This is a genomic window from Embleya scabrispora DSM 41855, assembly GCF_000372745.1.
Taxonomy (GTDB): domain Bacteria; phylum Actinomycetota; class Actinomycetes; order Streptomycetales; family Streptomycetaceae; genus Embleya; species Embleya scabrispora.
The window spans coordinates 1-1,246 of record NZ_KB889656.1; the positions used below are offsets into that span (position 1 = coordinate 1).

2 protein-coding genes are annotated in these 1,246 nt (G+C 74.1%); both read left to right on the plus strand.

Going from position 1 to position 1,246, the window contains the following annotated elements; all coding sequences use genetic code 11:
• The first annotated feature begins 423 nt into the window (after positions 1 to 423).
• Complete coding sequence (locus A3IC_RS0116360) at positions 424 to 708, plus strand: hypothetical protein (RefSeq protein WP_158695967.1); 285 nt, start codon at positions 424 to 426, stop codon at positions 706 to 708.
• Positions 705 to 1,097 (plus strand): hypothetical protein, encoded by a 393-nt coding sequence (locus A3IC_RS54810; protein WP_020551126.1) that lies wholly within the window; start codon positions 705 to 707, stop codon positions 1,095 to 1,097. Before A3IC_RS0116360 ends, A3IC_RS54810 begins: the two co-directional genes overlap by 4 nt.
• The last annotated feature ends 149 nt before the right edge of the window (positions 1,098 to 1,246 follow it).

Sequence of the window (1,246 nt, forward strand, 5' to 3'; positions counted from 1 at the left end):
GGCCAGCCCCTGCCGCACGGTCTCGGCCAACCGCACCTCGTCCTCCACCAGCAGCACCCGCACCCGACACCTCCGCCGCCCGCGCACCGGCCGCCGGAACCGCCGACCGTGCAGCCAGCACACCACCCCGAAGCCAAGAAGACGCTGAGACACGGCAACGCGAGGGCCGCCACTCTGCCGCACATCGCGCCTGCGGTGTTCTTCTCCTGTCCGGGACGGGGATGGCGGCCTTCCCTCCGTGCGCCAGGCACCACCACGCGCCACCCGGCCGCTGTCCTCAGCGGATTCTCAGGACCGTCCGGGCACGCTCGGGGTGGAAACGCGGAGCCGTGTGGCTTCGAAGCATCCGGGCCACGCCGATCCGTGGGAAATCCCGCGAGCGCGGTCCGGACGCGGGATTGGACGGGAGAGGAGGTGCGTGTGGTGTCGTTTGCTGCCTCTGACCCGGCCGTGAACGTCCTGGACGCGCGCTCGTTGCCGGCGCCGTTCGGCCCGCTGGGCATCGCCGGGGTGCTGTTCGTCGAGACGGGCGTGGTGGCGGTCCCGCGAACCCCGCTGTTGCTCGAATGGCGCGGCGCGCGCCGGCGCCGGGACGACATCCCCGGCGCGGCGGCCGGCACCGGCGCCCGCAGGCGCGTCGGGCCGCCCCCGAACGCGGCGCGCTCGCGCGACCACGGCCCCGGCGCGGGAATGGGTGGCCGGGCATGAGCGGCCTCGCGTTCTCAGGCGCCTCCGTGGACGGACCGCTGTACGAGCGCGTGACCGAACTCGCCCGTGAGTCGCCGCCGTTCCTCGACCGGGTGGTGGCCGACCGGTCGATGTACGGCCTGGTGTCGTTCGCGGCGTTGATGCTCGTCGTGTGGGGGACGGCCCGCGGCCGCGATGCCGCGGGGATGGTCCGTGCCTTGGCCGCGCCCGCGATCGTGGGCCTGGTGTACCTCCTGGACACCGCATTCAAGTCGGTGTTCGCCGAGCGTCGCCCGTGCCAGACCCTGACGGGGGTCTTCACCCTCGAGGCGTGCCCGGGCCCGCAGCCGGCGACACGCGGTCCGATCAGGCGCAGGGCATCGAGACCGGGCGACGGCGAACTACAGTGACCGGCATGTGGGCCCGGTTCGGCGCGTGGTACCGACGGCACGCCGGGGTGCGGATGCGGTCCGCGCTGGCCGCCGCAGCGGTCGTCGCGGTCGTGGTCGCCGTCGCCGCGGCCGCGTTCCTGTTCCTCTACCACCGTTCCCTGCTCGAC